This window comes from Sporichthya brevicatena (assembly GCF_039525035.1).
Taxonomy (GTDB): domain Bacteria; phylum Actinomycetota; class Actinomycetes; order Sporichthyales; family Sporichthyaceae; genus Sporichthya; species Sporichthya brevicatena.
On the sequence record NZ_BAAAHE010000057.1, the window covers coordinates 1 to 5,413 of the forward strand.

4 protein-coding genes, 2 pseudogenes and 1 other annotated feature are annotated in these 5,413 nt (G+C 67.1%); of the genes and pseudogenes, 2 read left to right on the plus strand and 4 right to left on the minus strand.

The window, feature by feature from the left end:
* Positions 1 to 124 precede the first annotated feature (124 nt).
* Complete coding sequence (locus ABD401_RS24250; protein ID WP_344609665.1) at positions 125 to 415, plus strand: histidine kinase; 291 nt, start codon at positions 125 to 127, stop codon at positions 413 to 415.
* Between the two features lie 8 nt (positions 416 to 423).
* Here ABD401_RS24250 and ABD401_RS24255 read toward each other — a convergent pair.
* The 3 genes and pseudogenes from ABD401_RS24255 to ABD401_RS24265 form a co-directional block, all read right to left on the minus strand.
* A pseudogene (locus tag ABD401_RS24255) lies at positions 424 to 564 on the minus strand (SDR family oxidoreductase); the annotation flags it as partial.
* A 1,002-nt stretch (positions 565 to 1,566) separates the two neighbouring features.
* Positions 1,567 to 2,154: a nucleotidyl transferase AbiEii/AbiGii toxin family protein gene (locus tag ABD401_RS24260; protein WP_425566246.1), complete on the minus strand. Its 588-nt coding sequence runs from the start codon at positions 2,152 to 2,154 to the stop codon at positions 1,567 to 1,569.
* A 139-nt stretch (positions 2,155 to 2,293) separates the two neighbouring features.
* Positions 2,294 to 2,893: a type IV toxin-antitoxin system AbiEi family antitoxin domain-containing protein gene (locus ABD401_RS24265; RefSeq protein ID WP_344609667.1), complete on the minus strand. Its 600-nt coding sequence runs from the start codon at positions 2,891 to 2,893 to the stop codon at positions 2,294 to 2,296.
* 218 nt (positions 2,894 to 3,111) lie between these two features.
* Here ABD401_RS24265 and ABD401_RS24270 point away from each other — a divergent pair, with 218 nt between their 5' ends.
* On the plus strand, positions 3,112 to 3,948 hold the full coding sequence (locus ABD401_RS24270; protein WP_486387617.1) for an SCO4651 family lipoprotein: 837 nt from the start codon (positions 3,112 to 3,114) through the stop codon (positions 3,946 to 3,948).
* A gap of 172 nt (positions 3,949 to 4,120) precedes the next feature.
* Here the strand turns inward: ABD401_RS24270 and ABD401_RS24275 are convergent.
* A pseudogene (locus ABD401_RS24275) lies at positions 4,121 to 5,372 on the minus strand (IS3 family transposase).
* Positions 4,963 to 5,076, minus strand: a sequence feature (AL1L pseudoknot). It overlaps the preceding pseudogene by 114 nt.
* Positions 5,373 to 5,413: the final 41 nt, after the last annotated feature.

The window sequence follows — 5,413 nt, forward strand, 5'->3', positions numbered from 1 at the left end:
GCTGGGAGCGGCGTGTGCTCGTTCAGGGGCGATCAACGACCCACGGAAGCGTCAGTGGAGCCGGAATTCTTGACAAGCTCCTGGACGGGCCGAGTTCGAGCAGGGCGATCTCGACCCGGTGGTGGTGCTGGCCAATCACGCGACACTCGCGCTCGGGCTCGCGGACGCCCGGATGCGTCAGCAGCGCATGCATCTGCTCGAGCAACGCGACCGCATCGCGGCCGAACTCCACGACCAGGTCCTCGGGCGGCTGTACGCGATCGGGATGTCCTTCCAGGCGACCGCTCGTGACAACACCGTCGTCGACCCCTCCCGCATCACGGAACTCGTCGACTCCACTGACGACACGATCACCTGCATCCGCACCGTGATCCGCGACCTCCACCGGCTCGCTCCGCTGCCGCCGCCCCACTGAGGCGGCGCTCATGCGGCCTCGGCGGGCAGGGCGGGACCGAGGAGGAGTCCACCGTCGACGACGTACTCCGAGCCCCTGACGAACGAGGCTTCCGATGAGGCGAGGAACAACAGCAACCGGGTGACATCGATCGGCTCTCCGAGACGGGGCCGTCATTGACTGTCGGCGGGTGGTCCCCCCAAAGGAGGAAGCTCGGACGCCCGGCGATGAAGAGTCGACGCCTGGCCCCGGGGCCGTGTCGCCTGACTCCGGCCTGCGCCGGAGTGGACATCTCCACCGACTGCAGTGGAGATGTCATCTCCAACGAATTGACTCATGCCACGTTTCATGCCACGGCGGAGCGGGGAGCGTCGCAGGCCCGGAAACCTGCAGGTCAGCACGTGCCCCCGGGCAGATTCGAACTGCCGACACCCGCTTTAGGAGGACGGTGCACCAGGTTGACCGTGGCATCTCACGCTCACTGCGGTTGCAGTCCGATCCTCTCCGGCCCCTCCGATTCCCGGAATCTGCTGCAGTTCATGCCACGTTTCATGCCACGCGGGGAAGGCTTGGTGAATTCGTCGAGTTGGCTGGGGGGCTCGCGGCTGAAGGACTGGCTGCCGGCGTTCGGTAGTGGTGAGGGCCAGTCGTCAATCCAACGGGTCGTCAGGAACTTCGAACTCGCCACTTTCACGGAGCCACTGGGTGAATTGATCGATGTCCGAGTTCGGCAACGGCCACGTGGTGGAGCGGCGCCACATCACCCGCCCGTGTCCGCAAATTCGGTGTCCCTCGTACATGCGCAAGTCGTCTCCGGCGTGTACGTCGATCCAGCCGGCCTGCGGGTTCACCGCGACGATGACGGCCAGGCAAGTGTCCCCAGGGGCGATGTCAGTCCAGTCGAATCCGAGGACCGGGGCCGGTGCCTGGTGCGGCTGCTCGGTGCCGGGGAGGCCCCAGTTCGGTCGGTACTTGAACCGGCGTTCGAGCCCGAACCCGCCGGCGATCGGCGTGCTGCGGCCGCCTTCGGCGCTGGGGACGATGCGGAGCAGGAGGCGGAGGCAAAGGTCGGCGTGGGTTTCATCGCTGCGTCGTCTCCCGTGTTCATCTGGGACCGGTGTTCTCAGCGGAGTCGCGCCAGACGCGGTCGTGCGGATCCCACCGGAGCCCGGTCACCTGGCCGCGCAAGGCGGGGTCGGCAAAAGTGGCGATCTCGGTGAGGACATCGCGGAAAGAGACCGGGACGGCCGCGTCGAGGCGGTACTTTCGCCGCCAGGCCGCCAGGCCGCCCATCGGCCCTGGGCGCGTTCGGGGTAGCCGCGGAGTCGGTCGGCGAGAGGGATGAGCTGTGCCGCCCGTGCGCCGGCGACGGTCTGGAGCGCGGTCTGCAGATCGGATCCCTCGACCGGGTGGCGATTGCTGAGGGTGTGGATGTCGGCGAAATCGCGCCAGCGGGTGTTGGCAATGCCGCGCTGGATGGCGGTGACGATCTTCTCGGCGTGCACCATGGCGACGGGGTATCCGGTGATCGCGATGCTGCCGCCGAGCAATCGGGGTACCTCGATCACGGCTGGCGCGGGCCACGCCGGATCGCCGACGTTGACGTCGATGTGCAGCGGCAGGATGGCTGTGGCCAACCGGACGACGATCGAGATCCTGACGCCCGTGTACTCGTCCTCGTCCCGGATGCTCTCGGCCGTGGCGCCGGCGACGTCGAAGGCGAGTCCGTCCTCGGCCTCGATCAAGGCGATCTCGCGCACGATGTCCAGCGTCGCGTCAACTCGTTGGGCAGCGCGGTGGCGAGCAGGTCGATGTCGCCGATGTCCCGTCCTTGCCGCTTGGCGAGGTTCTGCAGGTCCCGGAAAGCGCGCCCGGCCACGGTCGCTCGGGTCGGGCCGGTCACAACAGAACCTCCAGCGCGGTCCCCAGTGGGGTCAGGGTCCGCGGCCAGTGCTGGGCGAGCGAGAGCAGATCCCCGGGCTGGGAACCGCGGCGACGTAGCCAACGGCGTAGGGCCTCGTTGCCGAGCTCGTGACCCTCACACCCGCGCGTCCGGAAGGCGTCGATGATGCTCCGCTCAGGGGAGTAGATCCCGATGGAGGTCTCGGAGTCGACCGCTGTCAGGGATCGGCCGATGGTGAAGGCATCGGCAGCGAAGGAGTGCCAGCGCGCGTTCGCCCGCACGGCAGGTGGCCGGGAACCTCGGGGTAGGGCGATGTCCGGTGCGGCGGGAATGTCGTCGCTGAGCCCGTGGCGAGCGAGCGCGCTCGACAGGCACAACGTCGCCATGGGCGCCGCGGTGGCGATCGCAATCAGGCCGTGGTCGGCGAGCTCACCGTCGCCTCGCCGGTAGATCCCTCGGCCCAGCGACTCGATCACCCCGCTGTCGCGTAGGCGATAGAGGGTGTGCTTGTTCATCCCCGCGGCGGTCGCCTGCGCGAAGGTGAAGGTGGTCGGCAGCGCGCCCAGCGCATCGGCCGCATCTTCGAGTGACGACACCTCTCACCTGCCGGAACAAGTGTAGACATGAATGCAGATGTGTCTACAGTTATTCCGGTTGGTTTGGTCTCTTCGGGCAACTGGAACCGACCGAGGGACGGCGCCGTCAAAGGGGGCAAACGGGACGGATCGGCGAGCCCGTATCAACCGGGGGATCTGCCGTGCACTTCGCTTCCGTTCGCCTGCTGGGCTCCAGTGCCCGCGCCCGTCGTGTTGTCGTGACTGCGATGGCGGGACTGCTGTCGGTCGGCCTGGCCGGTTGCGGGGGAGCGTCGACCACCACGGCCAACGACGCCACGCCCGACGCCGGGGTCTCCGCCTTGAGCGCGATGTCGCCGGCCGCGGTCATGGCGAGAGCGGGCGAGACCGACGAGACCCCGCGCAGTGCGCGCTTCACGATGCTCTCGACCTCGCCCGGCGCGCCGGCCGTGAAGGCAACGGGGGCGTACCAGCGCGGTACCCAGAACGCGATGTCCATGACCATGGACATGAGCGCCGCCGGCGCGGCCGCTGGGGTGCCCTTCCCGGCTCAGATGGAAGCGATGTTCATCGGTAGCACCATGTACTTCCGCCTCGTCGGGTCGGGCACGCCGCTGGACACCTCGTGGACGAGGGTTTCCGCCGGCGACATGGCGAGCGGCGGCGGGCTGAACCTCGGCTGGATGCTGGACCTGATCTCTCGCGCCGACCCTCAGAGCGGGGTGGACCTGCTGCTCGAAGCCCGGGATCTGGCCGATCTTGGCGATGAGGTGATCGACGGCGTCCCGACCCGCCATTACCGCGGGACGATCGACGCGTCCGCTCTCATCCGCAGCCTCGCAACCGACGCAGAATCCCGCAGGCTGCTCCGCCAGACCTTCCGCGAGATGGAGGTTACCGGCGCGGTCCAGGACATGTGGGTCGATGAGGACTTCAACATCCGGCGGTCGGTCAACCGGCAGACGTCGAACATCGGCGAGTTCACCACGACGATGACCTTCGCCGGATTCGACGAGCACGTCACCATCACCGCTCCGGACCCCGCCGAGGTCGTGGACCTGGCCGACGCCATGTAGGTCCGGGGGCGCCTGACAAGCAGGCTTCGCCGTTAGGACTTTCGCTCAGTCCTCCTCGGGATCACTTATGCCCGAGCCTCTGGGTGAACGAGTTGCCCCCTTCGCGCGTCTTCGTCGAGATGGAAGGTCTGAGGGGAGCACTGAATCGCCCTGGGTCTGATGGAGGCTCTTCTTATTGGATTCCAACCCCGACCGGGTTGGAGTCTTGGCCAGCGTAGAACGCCGCTTCGTATTCGGCCGGCGGCAGGTCGCCGCAGTGCCCGTGGAGGCGGTCCTCGTTGAACCAGTGCACCCAGGACAGCGTCGCGAGTTCGAGCTCGTCGACGTCGTCCCAGCCGCGGCTGTCGGGGCCGTGAACGCACTCGGTCTTGTAGAGGCCGTTGGTCGTTTCGGCCAGCGCGTTGTCGTAGGATTATCCGCGATCGTCCCGATCGAGGGACGAGCACCGATCTCCTCCAGTCGCTCAGTGAAGCGAACCGAGGTGAATTGTGACCCAGCATCAGAATGCGTCACCAGACCGACGAGGCGATGCCCGCCGCGTGAGGCCCGGGCCATCTCCAGGGCGTCGAGGACCATCTCGGTCTTCATGTTCGACGCTGCGCGCCAGCCCACGATGCGCCGGCTGAACGCATCGACGATGAAACACACGTAAGCCATCCCCGAACGGGTGGGGACGTAGGTGAGATCGGTGACCCACAGGGCATCGGGACGGTCAGCCTTGAACTGACGGCTCACCAGGTCCGGAGCCCGGGTCGCGTCGGGATCGGAACGGGTCGTGAAGACCTTCTTACGCAGCCGGGACACGCCCTCGATGCCCAGTTCCCGCATGAGGCGAGCGACCTGGTCACGGCCGATGTCGTGGCCCGCGCGGTGCGCGGCCTTCCAGAGCTTGTGGGCTCCATAGACCTTCCGGTTGGCGATCCACAACGCGAGCAGGACCTGCATCATCACCGCGTCGCGGACCGCCCTTGCACACGGTTGGTCCTGCCGCTTCTTCGCCGCGTAGTACGTGCTCGGAGCCACCTGCATGTGCTTGCAGATGAACTCGACTCCGAACTCTGCACGGTTGTCGTCGATGAACGCGACGATCACTTCGATGGGCGGTCGAGCTCCGCCGCAAAGAAAGCCGAAGCCCGCTTCAACAAGTCATTAGCCCGGCGCAGCTCACGGTTCTCCTGCTCGAGCTCCTTGATCCGCGCCGACTCCGCCGAGGTCAAGCCAGGCTCAATGCCCTCATCGATGTCAGCCTGGTGGACCCACTTCCGCACCGACTCCGAGCCGAACCCGAGCTGGGCCGAGACTCTCGAAATCGCCCCCTGCGTTCCGCCGAGCTCCTTGCGGAGCGCCCGAACCAAGCGCACCGCCCCCTGCTTCTCGGCTTCGGTGTAGCGACGCTGCGACGGCCTAGGACTCTCCTGAATAATCCGCGCGGCGGTCGCGCGGTGGCTTGAGCCCGCTCGAGATG